The organism is Paenibacillus cineris, from assembly GCF_018333335.1.
In the GTDB taxonomy this organism is placed as follows: domain Bacteria; phylum Bacillota; class Bacilli; order Paenibacillales; family Paenibacillaceae; genus Paenibacillus_AQ; species Paenibacillus_AQ favisporus.
The window spans coordinates 1,400,582-1,416,935 of sequence record NZ_BORU01000001.1 but is presented as its reverse complement, the minus strand read 5'-3'; the positions used below and the strand labels follow the sequence as shown (position 1 = coordinate 1,416,935).

Genomic DNA, 16,354 nt, shown 5'->3' with positions numbered 1-16,354 from the left:
CTTTTAACAGCCTTTGAATAACAGCAGACCTTGACCTTTTATTTGCTCTGTCCGGTTTGGGCAGCCTTCTCCACTTCAGTCGTTCCGGCGGTTCGCCGTGCTGGGCGGAATGCCCGGCTGGGACTGTGACTATAGCTGTATTGATGGAATAACCGCTCATAGGCATCCACAATGTGCTCCCAGCTGTATTCCATTTTGATCCGGTTTTTGGCCCTTGCTTCCCATTCCTCCACATTAGCTCCTTCATACTGATCCACTTCTTGAATCAGCGCGGTAAGCGACCCGGGATCGGATGAAAAATAAAGAGCTCCTTCCCCGCCGACCTCCCGGTTAAATATAACGTCGTACAGCAAATTAAGCTTCGTTGAAGCCAGAGCCTCGAGCAGTGACGGATTCGTTCCGCCTACTTCGTGCCCGTGGAAATATGCATATGCAAGTTCTCTGATCTTTTTTAATAGAGGGGCGTTGTACACCGTTCCAACAAATTTGATGCGGGGATCCAAATCGAACCGGCATTTCTTCAGAAGCTCGTTATAAAACGGATTCTGTTCTGCTCCGGTAATCATCACTAGATCCTTGTCGCTGCCTGAAGCCATAAACTCTCGAATGATCATTTCGTAATTGTTCTCGGGCACAAAGCGCCCGATCATTAAATAATACTGATTCGGCGTGATATGAAATTGTTCCATCCATCGAACCAGCTCCTCGTCCCCTTCACTCATGACGGAAGGAGCAACGTCCGCTCCGTACGCAATGAATGTAGTCTTCGGCTGGTACATGGCGTAATCTTCCAGAATATATTGCTCGATGCCCCGGGAATCACATACCAGCAGGTCGGAGTGCTTGACCATCAGCCTTTCAGATATTTTCCAATAGGTTTTGACTGGTAAGCTCCACTTTCCCCGCTTCCATTCATGCCCATCGGGGTTAACGAGCACAGTGACTCCCATATGCTCCAGTCTTCGTTTATAAAACGCGAACATCGGTCCAATCCGGCAGGCCAGGATATAAACGATGCTGCCCGTCAGTCGGTGCTTCCGGATGTACTCCACGCATCTCCCCAGGCTCATCAGGTCATACAGCACAGCCCTCGCACTGCCGATGCTCGGTACTTTGACCTGAAAGCACCGTGCCTGATTATATATGAATTCCCCTTCCCGATCGGAAAGGCATGATACGTGATAGCGGATGTCCTGCGCCGTTTTCCTCCTTGTCAGCTCGTCGACGAAGGTTTCAAACCCGCCGTAATGGGCCGGTATTCCTTTGGAACCGATAATGAACACATGGGTTGTCATCTGACCTACCTCTTTTACAAAAAAATTTATCGGGATAAAAAAAAGGACCCGCTGGGGTCCCTCTAGCATCGTCCATCCTAGAAATTTCTCGATATCTCCATGATCTGAGACCCGTATACCAGCAGCGTCATACTGGAATCAGCCGGAAAAGATACATAAGATCCCGAGCCTTTCAGCTTCACGCCAGGAATTTGGCGCGAAATTCTTAAATTACTCGTATAGGAATAAATAACGATCATCCGCGGCAGGGATTGCGACAGATTTTCTTTCGTCAACTGCGTGACAACGGTGGGTTTGCTGCACGCGAAGACCGCCAACGTCAGATTGGACAGATCAACCGCCGTTTCGTTATTGGTAAAAGCCCGATATTCCTCGGACAAGACCCCTTTTAGGGGCACGGCTGGCAAGCCCTCGGTGTTTCCGCTGAGATAGTTCGTACTGACCGGTGTATCCGAGTAGTATCCCTGATTGAGCGTTCCCTGCGGATAATTCGTAAATTGGTTGGACGTTACGCTGACGGAGGTGCATGTCGCCGGGCTGTTGATGAGTAGCGGCTGGTTTTTCCCATACTGGCTGCGGGCATTATTGCCGGTTATATTGATAAACGAGCTGTCCTTGATTTGGATAGCATATATGCCGGGGAAAAACAGGTTGTTATTCGATATATTTCCGATAAAATAGGGGCTGTTCTCAATATAGACACCGGTCGATGCAATGTCTTCACCGGATTTCCAGGTAAGGTTATTTCCGTTGATCACGCCGCCGACAATGGCGGAGAGGAATATGCCGTATTTTTGGGCCCATGCCACATTGTTGTTCGCAACGACGAGATTAAATCCGTCACGTGCGATCACCGCGCTGTCGACCGCTTCAAAGAGATGGTTTCCTTCGATAACCACCCAGTTGAAGTTTTCAATATATATATTGCTTTTCTCCATTCCAGTATGGCCGAAGAAGAAGGTGTTCCCTTTGCAAATGAGGCCGTCAATGCCTTTAGCCCAAATATGATACATATTTCCGAAAGCGCCACGGACGTTCGTTCTAGATTCATACATATTGTTGGAGAAATTCACGTCCCCCACGACATGGTTTCCACCGTCATCCGGAGGCGAATAATCCACATACAGGCCGTAATTGCAATCGATCAGTTGATTGCTCGTAATTGTGTATCGGGAGGAATGTTGGGTTTTGTTCACCTTTTCAAAATAGATCGCTTTCAGACATTGAATAAATCGGACATTGGTAATCAGCACACCGTAATACCATCTGATATTAACCCCGTTGCGGACTTTGTCCCCCAGAATGGTAATGCCGTCGATCTTCACGTTGCCAGTCCCGGTGAACCGGTCGTTTGTCGTCGGGGTCCCATACAGATTAATGCAGCCGTTAAGAGTGCCGGTGCCCGTAATATAAATATTGGACGTTCTGATCGTGATGTTGGCCTTATACACTCCATCGGGAATAAGGATCGTTCCCCCGGTCTGCGAAATGCTGCTGATCGCCTGCTGGATCGCCGGTGTGTCATCCGTCACGCCGTCGCCTTTGGCTCCGAATAGCCTGACATTGATTCCCGCCCCCAGGGAAGGATCAGCGAATGAAGCGGACAATGGCTTGCTTGGATCCCCGTTTTCTCCTCCGGACATCATAAACGCCTCCCTGATCGATGATGGTTATACCCCCTCGTTCACTAGCATTATATTGGCGGCCGGATTTCTTTGATTCGGGCAGTTTGACGCCTCCATTGGTCCATTTTGTCTGCGGTTAATGCCCCTCCTGGCAAAAACGAAGCCGAAGGCGATGATAAAAAAGGTATAAACGCAGAGGCTGTAATATTGATTCGGATTAAAATTGGCGACGATAAAATTTCCGATAAACAAACAAAGTGGAAACCACCTCTCCCCTTTATACAAGCGAAGGCTCCACAAGAAGAGCAAGACGTATGTGGTGAAAAATAGAATCCCGCCAATCGTTCCGAGTTCTACAAAGGCATTCAAAAACTGGGAGTGCAGGGCGATGTCGTTAACCCCATGATGAATCTGCATATACGGGATATATTGACCTGCGCCAAGGCCGATTCCCATGTGCTCCTTCATGATCCCAAACGCTTCGTAAAACTGGACAAAACGGTGCGATTCGGTATTGCCCCGGTCGAGAAACAAGATCTGATTCAGCTGGTCGAAATACATCTGATAGATGATCAACCCGGCCAAAGCCGCAAACATCACAATACCGAGCTTCTTCAGTAGCTGATACTGCACGCCGATTTTACCGGTAAGTAAAAAGACTAGGAACTGCACGCACACAGACAAGTAACCGATCCTTGTGAATGTAAGGAATAAAAAGAGCAGATTCAGGAGAAGTGCGGCCGCACCGAAAAACGTTCTCTTGTTCAGAAAATACATCAATAGGACCGGAAACAACACCGCTGCCAGGTTCCCTGCGCCGTTGCTTGCTCCGACAAACCCGACGACCCGCTTCGCGACCTTGACGCCTTCATAGTAATTGATCGAATCTTCGGCTGCGAACAGCAAATATGAACGGTTCGTAACATATTGAAGAATGCCGAGCAGGGAGTTGGCCAGGGAATAGACGACGATGAGCTGCAGCAGCCAAGAAGCGTTCAGCTGCATCCTTGCCAACATATACAGCAGGGATGCCATCAGGAGTATATTTACATACACATTCAGATGATACACGTACAGTCCGGATTCGTAGATTTCCGAAACAAACCCTTGGAATACGAGCACCAGCAGAAGGAGCACGATGAAGATGGATACGGTCTGCAGTCTGGCGAGGCCGGAACTATCGTTTCCCAAGCGATGAATTCGCCTGCGGAGCATGAGATGCACTATCAGGGACAAATCCGCTGCCATCAAGACGAAAAAAGTCAGATCCACGTGAACGTCACGGAAGCCTGCACTCAGTTGAATCCCGCTGACCGCGGCCAGAAGCACCATGCCGATGGCCAGTGCGATCATCCCTTTTGCCGGAATAATGTGGACCGCTACCAGAAAGCCTAATACCAGAACGGGAATGATAAGCAAGAGCACCATCATGGCAACGGTCTCGGGGCCCGAAAAGTCCGTTCCCCTTGTGCGACCCGGCTGATGTCCCCAATAAAATCAAGCAGGCATTGGGCCTGCCGGCTTCTGGAATACCTTCCCCGATCCGAAAAGTCATAGTGACCGTCGATCACTCGGTTCATCCCCGAAGCCACTGCTTCTGCATCATGGGCACAGCATTCGCCATAACGCCCGTCTACGAGGGAGATCAGCTCCGGATCCCGGGTGACCGCCAGGATAGGCTTGCATGCCCCGATATATTCGAAGGTCTTTCCCGGAATCGCATAATCACTCCCCCGAGGGTGCGTGAGGATCACGGCAATATCGGCCTCCTTCAGACGCTGGACTGCCTTCTCGTGATCCATGCTGCCGAGTACCCGGACATTCACCCCGATGCCGGTAAGGTCTACGCTATGAAGGTCCTCATACGCCTGCTGATCGAGCAGTCCGATCAAATCGAAGCGGATCCGTACGCCGGACTGCAGGTGATACGCCCGGAGACCCTCAATCAAACTTTTCAAATTTCTTCCTTTATAAATAGATCCGAGATGAACCAGACTCAATGACTCGGGCGGTCCGCTTGTAAAAGGCAAGTACCGGCAGTCTGTGAATTGCGTATCGTCAAAACCGTTTTTGATCAGCACTACTGGAATTCTGTCCGTACCGGATTGATAATGACGCACAATCCCTTGAGAGACGGCCACTACACCGTCAGCCAGCCTGGCCAGCTTCGCCTCCGCGAGGCGGTAAGTCAGGCGGGGATGGCCTTCGCCGATACTGTGATTAATAATGTCGCGAATTTCAATAATCGCCGGAACCCCGGGGCACTTGGCCTTAATGTAGTCCAGAATATAAAGACCGTAAACGTCAGGCACCGTGACAAACACCGCCTGGATCTCTTGCTGCTCCATAAGTTGGTCCAGCTGCCTGAACAAGGCGGGATTGATTCGGACGAATTTGAACCGGCTGTACCTGTAATTTCTCCAGGCCGACAATACCCACTTGTTCCGCAGCAGTTTCTCTGCCCGATCTTTCAAAGGATGCTTGCGGACGGCGTTCTCGCCGTCCTTCAATGTCTGGGTGAACGAGCTGACCGGCGATGCGTACGCCAAGTGGATATTGGAGAACCGGCTTGGCCGGGCTCCGTGCTTGCCGTCGCTGATCACGACCAGCCGGTATTGCTCTTGAAAGTGGCGCATTAGCCCCTCAAACCGGACCGACGCCACTACTGGTTCTCCCTCTGTATAATCGGAAATGACGATCATGGTGTTCTTCATCCTCTGTTTACCTCCCGCACACGTTATCCTAACAGCTGACGGTATCCTTCCACCGTTTTCTCCGCCGCCTTCTCCCAAGTATAGTGAGCAGCAATTCTACGCTGAAGCTGCTCATTTCCGGGCGATTGGAAAGCCTGCATGACGGCACGCTGAATACTCTCGACACTGCCCGGTTCACAGTAGAAGGCGTCATCCCGAAAGTATTCCCGAGTCGTTCCCCTCGTCGTCGCAACGATATTGCAACCGCTGACAGCCGCTTCCAGGGAAACAAGCCCGGGCGTGTCGTACCAGCTGGGTAGAACATGAACTTTGGCTCTTCGGTACCATGCTTTTAAATCATCATGTTCCATTTCGGGAACGATCTGCACGTTGCTGTTTCCAATGGCTTTTTTCATCGCGTCAAAATATTTCTGCTGCGTTCTGTGCGCCGTTCCTGCAAGCACCAGCTTGTAAGGAAGGCCGCGAAACGCCTTGATCAGGTTCAGCTGATTTTTGCGCGGCTCGAACCGGCCGACGCAGAGCACCAGATCCCGATCCGGCAGCGGCTCACACCAAAACAAACCGGCGTCAATGGCATTCGGCACAACCAGATATCGGATCGGTTTGCCGGGCTTCAGCACGTTCCGGATGAGCTCAATCTCGCCTTCTCCATTGGGAAGCAGAAGATCGACCTGATCGAGAATGTCCCTTTGCAGACGGGTGTATCCCCGGCGGATCAACTGCTTTGTGCCATCGTGCTTCTCGCCGTCGAGGTAGTACCTGTACAAAGCTCTGATTTTTTCCATTCCGTCGTAATCGATCAGCCGGTTGATCATCCTCCTCAATCCGAATTGGCCCTGCTTCTCAAACTCGGGGCTCCGCCAATAGATCGTAGATAGAACCGTTTTTTTGTTTTGGGCTTTGGCATTTTGCACGAACAGGCTTGTTTCCTGCGGACGGAGTAAATTGAAAATATGGACCAGGTCGTAACCCGATACGTCCACCGATGGATCGCTGTTAATATCAATCCGGATGTCCGGATATTTTCGTTCAATAAACTCTCTGGTCTTGACGATTTGGACGGTGTCCCCGCCTTTTCGGGTGAACAGATTGAATCTTGTCTGGAACAGCACCTTCACTGGCTCTTCCCCTTTCCGGGCTCTCCTCGCCCAATGGTGTCATGACGGTATACTCTCCCGGGAGTACCGGAATATTAACGACGCCGTTTACAGCCTGCACCGATGTTCCATCGGGTAGCCGCAGCCGGAAGGAAGGCAGATCCCGGGACCTGAGCGACAATGTCCGTCCCCGGTGTTCCATTTCATGCCTTAGCTTAAAACGGCCGTCCGCCATATGTTCGATGACGGAATGGTCTCTGGTATTCACGTAATCCGCCAGCTCCGAACCGGTGCAGTACCAGACATTTTTGCCCTTCAAATAGCTGAACAGCTGGATCAGGCTCGCACTGTCGTCGAAAATGTTGGGACTCTGCCGTTTACCGTCATCACGCGAAGGGGCGATATGCTCCTGGATGCTGATAACCAATTGGTGCTCCATAAGCGCATCCACGCTGCGCAGCTTCTGCCGGATATAGGTCTTCCTGAGCATACGCTTCACCGCTCCTTTAGGGGACCGGACCGATCCGAACGCACCGTTCAGCAGCGCGCCATTCACGGTGGATGGAATGTCAATAACTCCGCGGCTCCCAAAACGCTTGATATCGTAATTGGTCAGGGGATCGGGGTCCGTCCCGAAAGTCGGATCGGAGATGCCGGACTCCAATCCGCGGTTCCAGTATCTGCACCACCAGGTGAAGCCGGAGCTGTTAATACTTTCGTCGGAAAATTCGTTGCTGGTATATCCGCAGTATTTTCCCCCTAGAGGTCTTGCGCCCGCCGCATCTTCAAAGATGTGCAATCCCTCACCTATACGTTGCAGGGCCTCGTCCAGACTGCCGAAAGAAGCCCATTCCTGGCGGAAATCCGCAGCAAGCCTTCCAGGAACTCCATGAGTTGTTCCATGATATGCGAGCTCGTAGTTCGGATGGTGGTGAATGAACCTAAAAAACGCCCTGCTGTCTTCCGTCGCATTGATGGGTTCGGAAACCATGGTTAGCTGAGGTTCAATCACCATCCCCACTCTGCAGCCGACCGGAACAAAAAAGGTCACCTTGACGTCCGGATATTCGCGTAATATCCGCTCCTCCAAAAAGCGGAACGAGGATTGGTCTTCATTTCTGAAAAAACCCCAATCCTCGCCCCATTCCACTTTTCCGTTGCTATTCGTATCCACCCAGGCGTTCGCAAGATCATCAATCATGAACAATACCGGCGAAGCCGCACCGTTATACCATTTGCACAGTTCGATTCGCATCATTTTGTCTCCTTACCGATAATCCTGCGCTCCCGTTTCCCCTCGAACAAGGATTTGATTTGTTCCTTGTTGACCTGCAATAAACTAAGTGCCCTTAGCAGGCTGCTGCGCCGGTCCCGTTTGACCAAACGGTATTGGTAATGGATTCTGGCCGAGTCAGACCAATAAAATTTGTATTCCTGCACGCCATGCATAAAATCGATCTCCCTAATGCCCTCACGGGAATAATGTTTCATCATCCGGTTGACCAGGATGAGACCGGCGCCGTACTCGGCGTAAGCCTTAGAGAACGCGGTCAAATACATATATACCTTACTGTTATAGCGAACCGTCATCCAGGCCGAAGCCATGCATCCTTCCACTTCCAGATAAGAGAAGTTAACCCGGTCCGTACCCTGGTATTTTGATATGATGTCCCGATAGAAGGCCATCATCTTATTTTCATGAAACATGCTGTCCGTCCACCTCTGCTTGTGCAGCGCCGTGAAACGATCCCAGACAGCGGAATCAAACGGTACATCAATCACGATTCGTGCTTCGCGGTCCTGATGAAGTTTTCGCTCTTTCCGTTCAATCGCCTTGATTCGGCTGTTCTCCAGCTTGTGCGGGTTGTACAGTTTCAAATTGATATAAGGAGCCACGGATCTCGGCTTTATGTACAGCTCTGCCCAGTCTCCGAAAGCCTGGCCCAGCAGCCCAGCCACTGGATGATGGGCGTGAAGATTGTATAAGTCCATACAATCCCATTCGTGCCGGTGCTCCCGTAAACACTCCGATATTTCCTTCATCATCCTGGCGTAATTATACTCCTTATGTAATAGGATGCTTCCGGATTCACCGGTTCCGTGTATGATAAAGCGAAGAGATCTCATTCGCATCCCATGCCATTTTTGCCCTAGGATATACAGCGGTGCAATCGCAATGCATTGGTCCCGATCGGTTACGGCCACAATAAACAGCTCCTGATCCGGTTTGGACAAATGCCGTATGTACGCCTCCAGCCACTCCCAGGTATCATACACCTCGGCAGCTTCCATATGGTTCACGAGCTCCCGCCAGCGCCCTTCCCATGCCGGAAGCTCTTCTCTGCTTCGAATCACCTGCGTCTTCATGCTAGTTCACTCCATCTTCATTGGCTTAGTGGGCGTTTCTGATTTGCTTGACGGCCCGAAGAAGCTCCCGGTAACGTACCAGCATGCGCAGCAGCCTCGATTGGCGGCTGGACTCGTTCCACATGGCGAAGGTATAGCTGACTGAAAACTGGTTTGTCCAGCGGAATTTCCAGGGATAGGTACCGGCACCAAAGTCAATCTGGTCGGCCCGGTCATCCTCAAAGAGACTTCGGATCATTTCCATCAAAAGCACGTCGGAAATACCATGGTAATGGGAAAATTTAGGTGAATAACCGGTGTTCCATCCATACAAAACCCCTTGATATAGGTAACAGCATTTATAAATGATGATTTCACCGTCTCCCGACTCCAGGTAAAACAACAAAATGTGGTCGTTATCCTCAAATAAGCGCCGAAGAAACCGCTCCATACCTCTATCCTCGAACAGGCTGCGGCGTTCCTTCCTCCCCTTCATTTCCAGTAGATACTTTTTTTCCAATTGATGCACTTGGGCAATTTGTTCATAGATGTCCCGGGTTTGGCCACCGCTAACGCAGCGGAATCTGTATCCTGTTTCCCTGAGCAGCTTGATGCGCTTATGTTTCATTTTGGTATCGACCATTTCTTTTTCAAATTGTTCATACGAGTCAAATCCGTCGCGATTGATCCTCGAACAGGAGGTCAGATATTCGGTATATTGGCTGTACCGGTCGTGCCGCAGCAAATAGCGCAGCAGCTTGGTATCCATCTGCAAATGTGTCAGCTCGATTTTGTCCCATTTGGAGGAATGCTGCTCGATGGTACGGAACAGCTCCTTCATTAGAATGGAAGATTTAAACCGGCTGGAATCGGTGATAAAGCTGAAATAATCGCCTTTCCCCAAAAAACACAGCACGTTGCACTTAGCGATCTTTTTATCGATTTGCCGGATCATGAGAGGGGCGATCGCGACGAGCTCCCGATCCCGGTAATGACAGACGATGAACAGCTCCTTGCCTGGGTCCTGACCAAAAGTCAGCCACCACGTATAATTAAATTCAAATGTACTGTAATACGTTGCATCCGGATCAATTTTCGTCAGCTTCTCCCAATCTTCACGGAGTTTGAGAAAACCGTCCGTGTCAGTCACAATTTTGGTCATCATGTTTCAGACTGAACCCCTTCCATGATGATGGTTTCGGATCTGCGCCGTACAAACCTGCGCCAATCCCCCATCAGCTCTTTGCGGGTCATAAACTTAAAAAGCATGCTCAAAACGATGAATCCGGTAATGAGCAGCGTATTCAGCGCAATTTCAACCCAAATGGCATCCACAAACGGCATGTAGGCCCTGTAAATACCATATATTGGCAAGTAGATGATCAGGTATTTGTAGGGAAACCAGACACCGAGATGGAGCGGATAATATTTGGAACCGTAATGATGAAAAACGATGTTGGTCACCGCGTAGGAGATCACCGTTGCCAGGGCCGAGCCGTATATCCCGAACCATGGTATCAAAACGATATTGCATGCGACATTCAGTACGGCGGCCAGCATCGTGATCAAATAATTGATCCGCATTTTGTTCGCGATGTGCAGTCCAAGGGAGTAAAATGCGATGCTCCCTGACAGGAAGTAAGAAAATGAAATGATGGGAATGACATCGGCCGCCGCCTCATAATTCCCGGGGGCGACCAGTTGAACCGCCACATTGGCAAACAGGGACAGGCCGAGAACGCACAGCCAGCCGAGAAAATTATACATGCGGAACATGCCGCGAATCTTCTCCGCTCCGTCCGCCTCCTTATAAGCCCTGAATTTAAATGCCGTAAACACGGACATAAACGGATTGATAAAAACCGGGTTCATCAGCATGCCAATCTTATAGCCGATCGAGTACACCGCAACCGAAGAAAGATTCATATATCCCTTTATCAGGAACCGGTCGCTCAGTCCGAGCACCCAAGCCGAAATATCCCCAAGCAGCAGGCCGGTCCCATAATTCAGCATCCGGCGAAGCGGTTCAGGACGGAGCATAAACCGGAAACGCCGGATATTAACGCAGAATAGTACGGCGAGGACTAGCGCGTTGGCTAACAACTGCGCCCGCAAAATGCCGATCACGCCCATGTCCAGCCGAATAAACAGAAGCAAGACAAACAGCAGCGTTAAGATGAGGACTGCAAACGGAATGCTGCTTGACCGCAGCGCTTTAAACTGCATGGAGTAGTAACTGGAGTAGATCAAGTTCAGGCAGCTGAAGACCGAAATCATGACTACATAAGGAATGTACTGGCTAGCAGTGTCCGCCTGCCCGAAAATCAGGCCGGACACCCACGGGCTAACGCCCCAAGCCGCCGCGATACAGAGGCCGCCCCATAGCAACCCGAACGTAAGCGCGGTGTTCCGAAGCCCTTCTTTATCGTCGAACTCGTTAAAAAAGCGGATCATACCCGAGTGGACGCCGAGAGCGATCATTAGAGACAGCAGCAACTGCATGCTGAGGATCAAATCGTACTGGCCGTACATTTCCTGTGATAAGTGATGGGTATATAAAGGAATCAGCAGCAGATTGACGAGCTGGGTCATCAGGGAAGATGCAAAGTAGACAAACCCGCTCGACAATATTTTCCGGTTATCCGTTGACATGCGGGATCACTTGGCTTTCTTCTGGAATGTCCTTCACAATCCTTCGGTACCATTCAATCAGATCCGGGCCGTAGTCAACGGGCTTCAACTTTGCGGTCTCTTCTTTATACGACCTGTAGCGGTTCATGATATCCAGAACTTTATCCGTCAGCTCACCGACATTTCCGGAGTTGAACAGTACGGTCCCCTCCGGCCGCCTGCACACGTTACTTGCGACCGCGGGGATCTGAAACCGCAGCGCTTCGGCTATGGAAACGCCGTATCCGTCCGTAATGGTCGGCCGGATGAATAAATGGCTTTTCTTCAAGATCGGATACAGCTCGGTTTGCTCAGCCTCATACCAGGAGAAGGAGTCGTCCAGTCCATATCCACGGACCCTGTTCCGCAATTGTTCATAGTAAAGACGCTCTTCGGCGCTCTGTCCGGCAGATCCCAGGACGGCGAACAGGCAGCGCACCGCGAGTCCCCGAGACTTCAGCTCCCGCATCACCTCGATAAGAAGATTCACGCCGTACGCATCCCCTTCGGGAAGCTGCCGAATAAATCCGTTAGCGCTGATCACAAACCCCCTACCGTCCAGGAAAGCATGCACCTCCGCGGGAATGGCCCGAGCATCCTCCTCACAGTCTTCAGGATGGATGTAAGCCGGTATCGTCTTGACTCGATCAGAATGGAATCCCTGATCCAGAAGCATCTGCGTAGTCGCTGGATTGACGCATACAATCCCGTTTAGAGACTTCAAGCTGCGAAGCAGCATGCGCCTCATGAGCGGGCTCGACTCTTTCAGCTGCTGCGCCAGGCTTTCGCCGTGAACCGTCAGCATGATTTTTTTGCCAAGCAGCCTGTATACTCCCAAGAGCAGCCGCAGGCGCTTATCAATCGTATGAAAATGAATCAAATCACCCTGGATAAAAGGAATCTGCAGCAAAAAACGTCTATAGCTCAACATCGGCACTACATTCAAGCTATCTCCCCGGTGACCGGACTCATTGTAAACAATGCACTCCATGCCCTGGCGTTGCAGCAGCCGGGACAACCTGCGGATATGGACGGAGATTCCGCCGATTGGGGGAGGCAGCGGCCCAACAATGACAATTTTCATAACGTCACTTGTCCCTCTCCGATCCGGACCTCGACATTCTTGAACTTGCCCGTTGCCGACCTTGGAATATAAGTCACGATCGAGCTTGTAAAATGCATATCCGGAGTAAACAGAGATTGAAGCTTGCCGATCATCATAGCGATGTCCGGGCGTACAGCTTCCTCGGGCAGACTCGATTCTACGAGGATCTCGATGTGGTCGTAGTTGTGCTGGATCAGCTTGCATGCGCTGAAGGTCGTCGTCCCCCTCAAGGCGATGGCCATCAGCGGAGAGGGAAGCATGTCGCCATTAGGCTTATACATGATCTCTCCCATCCTTCCGTCGATCGTATCGATCACCGGAAACAGATGATCTGCCCCGCTGCGCGGCTCTTCGATCAGCGGCGACGCCGCATCGGTCAGTTCATACCGGATGAGAGGCATCACGTCATTCAGCAGCGAGGTTCCGATGATGGCACCGTTATCCGGGTTCTGCTCTACATAGCTGTACAAGGGGAGAAAATAGTAGGCTCTCGTCTCATCCAGCCATCCGGCGAGGGCGGCCTTTTCGGTCTGACCGTAGTGGGCAAACAGCTGCGCTTCATGAAATACGTTGTGTATAAAATGAACCTGATAATCATGAACCATTTCGCAGGCGAGCAGGATGGCTTTGGGCTTCACTTCATGCTGCTTCCCAGCCTGAACGGCCAGTTTTGCAAACAAGGCGATGGCCGATGGAAAGCCATACAGGTACCGATACCCCGTATCCCGGATGGCCTGGACGATTTCCGGCACATTTCGCTCATGGATCGCCGTCGTATTGATTTTAAGCGTTCGGGAATACCTATCCAGCCGGTATACCTGATGATCCGGCAATGCTCCCCTAAACTCCACGCGTCCCTCGCCGGGCTTATAACCGACCCTTGCCCATTGAAAGCAGATGGCCGCCCATTCCCTTTGCTCCACCGTACGATTTGAATACAGCGTCAAGGAGACTCCCGTCGTCCCGCTCGTTCCAAGCTTCTTCAGCTTCCGCCCGCGGTAGCGGTTGACGATCATATCCTCTCCGTGGCTGCGGATGTCTTCCTTGCGGATCACCGGTATCCGAGCAATATCACCTGCATCTTGGAGCATGGACGGATGGAATCCCTGCTTGTCGTATAACTGCTTATAGAACACCGTCTCTTCATAGGCGAGCGTTACCATTCGCTTTAGTGTTTCCAACTGGGCGGCGCGGATCTCTCCGGGGCTCATTTGCATCGTCTGCTCGAACTTGTACAGCCACAGATGAAATTCCCTGCCGACATTCACGTATCGGTACGGTAAATAGGACAAAATGCGCTTTGCAACCTCTCTGGTCATCCCCATTGGCTATTCATTCCCCCGGTTAAAAATCCCTCTACCTCCAGTGCCATGTCCGTGGCCTGCACCTGCTGCCACAGCGGTATCGGCCAGGTTCCGCCTTTCTGGATTGCATGGGCGAATCGCTCCAACGCTTCCCGCTGTCCCTTGTCGCTGATCTTGGTCTCCAGACCTTTGGCACGGCTGCCGGCAACCACCAATTTCCGGTAGTCGTCCAAAAAAATGTTCTTCCCATCCACGTAGATGTCCATCTGTTCTTTGGCGTATTCCTTGGAACCTAATGATGTATAGGTGACGGAAGCCACGGACCCGTCGGCAAAATGAAACGTAGCCACGAAATTATCGGTATGCGAATAATAGTTCGTCGCCGGCTTCAAATGATTCACCTGGGTATCAATCACCCGACTGCCTGTCAAATAAGTAAACAAATCATAAATATGGCAGCATTCGCCCAGGTTCCGGCCGCCGCCTTCTTCCGTCTGCGTCCAATGATCCAGAGGTAGATAGCCAGCGTTCATGCGGTAATTGATTATCATCGGATTGCTCCGGTCATGAACTATTTCCTTGATGCGTGAGCCGTATTTGGAGAATCTCCGGTTAAAACCGGTCATCAAAAGCGGCGCAGATTGTCCCGCCTCTTCGTGTTCCTGATAAAACTGCTTAATGAACAGCAGCTCATCTGCCGTCAATGCCAGAGGCTTCTCTACAAACACATGCTTGCCTGCCATCAAAGCATCAAGCACCATCGGACCATGTGTGTCGTGACGGGTTGTAATCAGTACGGCGTCTATATCGGGATCTTCCAGGATCACCGGGAGACTGGTGGCTGCATAAACTGCTCCGAATTGCCTAGCCGTCGCGGCAGCGTTATGACCTGTCTGGCTCATCACTGCTTGAAGCGTAAACTGATCGGACAGCGACTTCAGATTGGGCAAATGCATGGTTTTCGCAAAGTCGCCCGCTCCTACCAGCCCCACTCGGATCCGCACTTGTTTCCGCTTCGGCGGCTGAACCTCGGGCTGGATGATCACTTTATGGATGGGCTTCATGCCGGCGGCACTTTGCGGGTATGACAGAAGTACCATCATCGGTTTGGTATTCTGCTGGATATAAGCATAAGCTTCGGGGGCTTCGTCAAGCCGGTATACCCGAGAGATCAGCGGTTTAACGTTTACTCGTTCTTCAGCCAGCAATTTCAGGTATTCGCCCATGTTGCGGTTCTCAGTCCACCTGACATAGCCGACAGGGTAATCCCTGCCTTTCTCCTCGTAGTTGTAGTCATACCTTCCGGGTCCATAGGAAGTGGAAATATAGAAGTCCAGTTCCTTTTCATAGATATCCGCACGGTTGATATGAAGACCGACATCGCCGACCACCACAACCCTTCCTTTTTTTCGGGTCATCTTGAACGCCTCCGAGAGGATCGTGTTGGATTTGGCCGCTGCCGTAATGATGACACCGTCCGCGCCGATGCCGTCTGTCAACCGGTGTACCACATCCATCGCGCTGCCCCCGGACGGATCGATTGCATCGTCCATCCCGAGCTGACGGGCGAGGGTGATCCGGCCCGGGTCCAGGTCTGTTCCAATGACGCGGCAACCGTTTGTTTTCAGAAATTGAACCGTCAGCTGGCCGAGTATACCCAGACCGATGACGACAAAGGTCTCTCCTAATGTCGGCTGAGCCCTGCGTACGCCCTGCATGGCAATAGCGCCCAGCGTAACTGTGCTTGCCTCAGCAAGGTCCAGCCCGTCCGGGACCGGCACCACCAAGTTCCTCGGCACGCGAATGACCTCCGCGTGATGGGCAAATTGCGCTCCGGCACACGCCACCCGGTCGCCTGGTCTAATATCCGTGACTTCTTCACCCACCTCAATCACTGTACCCGCGGCGGAATAACCTGTCGGTTCAGCCGTTCCGACTTTGACCTGAAGCAAGGCCCGTGTGCGAGATATTCCCTGCGCGGCAACCATCCGCATAACCTTTTTCACCTTGTCGGGCTGCTGCACCGCACGCTTCCAGAGAGGAACGCCGCTTGAACGCAGTCCGCTGATTTCGGTCCCGCTTGAAATGCAGGAGTGGTCTACCCGCACCAGGACGGTCCCTTTCAAAACCACCGGCTCCGGAATGTTCTCCACCACCGCCGCGCCCTGTCTGATTAACACTTGATTCATACTGTTCCT

At 51.5% G+C, this 16,354-nt stretch carries 12 protein-coding genes; all 12 read right to left on the bottom strand.

The features are described 5' to 3' along the window. Nucleotides 1–38: 38 nt before the first annotated feature. The 12 genes from cps2T to KI379_RS06795 all read right to left on the bottom strand — a co-directional run bounded on the left by cps2T (nucleotide 39) and on the right by KI379_RS06795 (nucleotide 16,345). Complete coding sequence (gene cps2T / locus KI379_RS06850) at nucleotides 39–1,295, bottom strand: beta 1-4 rhamnosyltransferase Cps2T (RefSeq protein ID WP_212983154.1); 1,257 nt, start codon at nucleotides 1,293–1,295, stop codon at nucleotides 39–41. A gap of 77 nt (nucleotides 1,296–1,372) precedes the next feature. Next, nucleotides 1,373–2,941, bottom strand: a complete 1,569-nt coding sequence (locus KI379_RS06845) for a right-handed parallel beta-helix repeat-containing protein (protein ID WP_089546465.1) — start codon at nucleotides 2,939–2,941, stop codon at nucleotides 1,373–1,375. A 24-nt stretch (nucleotides 2,942–2,965) separates the two neighbouring features. Further along, nucleotides 2,966–4,351: an O-antigen ligase family protein gene (locus KI379_RS06840; RefSeq protein ID WP_089546464.1), complete on the bottom strand. Its 1,386-nt coding sequence runs from the start codon at nucleotides 4,349–4,351 to the stop codon at nucleotides 2,966–2,968. Next, complete coding sequence (locus tag KI379_RS06835) at nucleotides 4,348–5,634, bottom strand: hypothetical protein (RefSeq protein WP_089546463.1); 1,287 nt, start codon at nucleotides 5,632–5,634, stop codon at nucleotides 4,348–4,350. Before KI379_RS06835 ends, KI379_RS06840 begins: the two co-directional genes overlap by 4 nt. Before the next feature lie 23 nt (nucleotides 5,635–5,657). After that, entirely contained in the window at nucleotides 5,658–6,752 is a 1,095-nt protein-coding gene (locus KI379_RS06830; protein WP_212983153.1) for a glycosyltransferase, read from the bottom strand. Then, entirely contained in the window at nucleotides 6,664–7,989 is a 1,326-nt protein-coding gene (locus tag KI379_RS06825) for a hypothetical protein (protein ID WP_179231909.1), read from the bottom strand. Before KI379_RS06825 ends, KI379_RS06830 begins: the two co-directional genes overlap by 89 nt. Continuing rightward, complete coding sequence (locus KI379_RS06820; protein ID WP_089546461.1) at nucleotides 7,986–9,098, bottom strand: GNAT family N-acetyltransferase; 1,113 nt, start codon at nucleotides 9,096–9,098, stop codon at nucleotides 7,986–7,988. The genes KI379_RS06825 and KI379_RS06820 overlap by 4 nt, the downstream gene beginning before the upstream one ends. 25 nt (nucleotides 9,099–9,123) lie before the next feature. Continuing rightward, nucleotides 9,124–10,242, bottom strand: coding sequence for a GNAT family N-acetyltransferase (locus KI379_RS06815; protein WP_212983152.1), 1,119 nt, complete (start codon nucleotides 10,240–10,242; stop codon nucleotides 9,124–9,126). Next, entirely contained in the window at nucleotides 10,239–11,729 is a 1,491-nt protein-coding gene (locus tag KI379_RS06810) for a lipopolysaccharide biosynthesis protein (RefSeq protein ID WP_212983151.1), read from the bottom strand. Before KI379_RS06810 ends, KI379_RS06815 begins: the two co-directional genes overlap by 4 nt. Then, nucleotides 11,716–12,831: a glycosyltransferase family 4 protein gene (locus KI379_RS06805; RefSeq protein WP_212983150.1), complete on the bottom strand. Its 1,116-nt coding sequence runs from the start codon at nucleotides 12,829–12,831 to the stop codon at nucleotides 11,716–11,718. Before KI379_RS06805 ends, KI379_RS06810 begins: the two co-directional genes overlap by 14 nt. Continuing rightward, nucleotides 12,828–14,177 carry a phenylacetate--CoA ligase family protein gene (locus KI379_RS06800; RefSeq protein WP_179231907.1) on the bottom strand — a complete coding sequence of 450 codons (1,350 nt, stop codon included), beginning with the start codon at nucleotides 14,175–14,177 and terminating at the stop codon, nucleotides 12,828–12,830. The genes KI379_RS06805 and KI379_RS06800 overlap by 4 nt, the downstream gene beginning before the upstream one ends. Beyond that, nucleotides 14,168–16,345 (bottom strand): bi-domain-containing oxidoreductase, encoded by a 2,178-nt coding sequence (locus KI379_RS06795; RefSeq protein ID WP_089546457.1) that lies wholly within the window; start codon nucleotides 16,343–16,345, stop codon nucleotides 14,168–14,170. The genes KI379_RS06800 and KI379_RS06795 overlap by 10 nt, the downstream gene beginning before the upstream one ends. Nucleotides 16,346–16,354: the final 9 nt, after the last annotated feature.

Coding starts and splice junctions, on each gene's coding strand:
- cps2T (WP_212983154.1), bottom strand. CDS start 1,295: ATGACAACCCATGTGTTCATTATCGGTTCCAAAGGAATACCGGCCCAT.
- KI379_RS06845 (WP_089546465.1), bottom strand. CDS start 2,941: ATGATGTCCGGAGGAGAAAACGGGGATCCAAGCAAGCCATTGTCCGCT.
- KI379_RS06840 (WP_089546464.1), bottom strand. CDS start 4,351: ATGATGGTGCTCTTGCTTATCATTCCCGTTCTGGTATTAGGCTTTCTG.
- KI379_RS06835 (WP_089546463.1), bottom strand. CDS start 5,634: ATGAAGAACACCATGATCGTCATTTCCGATTATACAGAGGGAGAACCA.
- KI379_RS06825 (WP_179231909.1), bottom strand. CDS start 7,989: ATGATGCGAATCGAACTGTGCAAATGGTATAACGGTGCGGCTTCGCCG.
- KI379_RS06820 (WP_089546461.1), bottom strand. CDS start 9,098: ATGAAGACGCAGGTGATTCGAAGCAGAGAAGAGCTTCCGGCATGGGAA.
- KI379_RS06815 (WP_212983152.1), bottom strand. CDS start 10,242: ATGATGACCAAAATTGTGACTGACACGGACGGTTTTCTCAAACTCCGT.
- KI379_RS06810 (WP_212983151.1), bottom strand. CDS start 11,729: ATGTCAACGGATAACCGGAAAATATTGTCGAGCGGGTTTGTCTACTTT.
- KI379_RS06805 (WP_212983150.1), bottom strand. CDS start 12,831: ATGAAAATTGTCATTGTTGGGCCGCTGCCTCCCCCAATCGGCGGAATC.
- KI379_RS06800 (WP_179231907.1), bottom strand. CDS start 14,177: ATGGGGATGACCAGAGAGGTTGCAAAGCGCATTTTGTCCTATTTACCG.
- KI379_RS06795 (WP_089546457.1), bottom strand. CDS start 16,345: ATGAATCAAGTGTTAATCAGACAGGGCGCGGCGGTGGTGGAGAACATT.